Here is a 497-nt window from a genome sequence, read left to right as displayed (position 1 = left end):
CCTGCATACCAAGGTCTTTCAAGACCATGCCCGCCATCCTGAATGTCCCGCCGCTTTCACCCGTCATCGCAAGCTCACCCTGCCCACCCTGATCGCCTTCATGCTTGGCAACCTGCGCATGGGCATGCAAGCCGAACTCGATCAATTCTTCGCCGCTCTCGCCCGCCAGAACACTTTGCGTCGCTGCGTCAGTGAACAAGCCTTCGCCCAGGCTCGGAGCAAACTCAGCGGTGATATCTTTGCTCACCTCAATGACTGGCTGCTTGAGCACGTATCCAACCATTTGCCACGCTGGCATGGGTTTCGGCTAATCGCCGCGGATGCCTCACATCTGCGTTTCGCCATCCGCCACAGCCATCTCCCTCGAGCCGCCACCCGCGATCAACTCGCCTTCGGCCTGTACCTCCCCGGGGCCGAGATCATGCTCGCTGCTTCACTGCACAGCGTGCACGAGAACGAACGCCAGATCCTGTTCGAGCATCTGGACCGCCTGCAAT

1 protein-coding gene is annotated in these 497 nt (G+C 60.0%); it reads left to right on the top strand.

Annotation, left to right across the window (positions count from 1 at the left end):
* Nucleotide 1 precedes the first annotated feature (1 nt).
* Nucleotides 2-497: transposase (locus ACYP5B_RS37420; protein WP_459572933.1), on the top strand; the 496-nt coding region annotated here is incomplete at its 3' end.

It is taken from the genome of Cupriavidus sp. 8B (assembly GCF_054589115.1).
The sequence above is the reverse complement of the archived record's forward strand: the minus strand, read 5'-3'. Positions and strand labels throughout refer to the sequence as shown.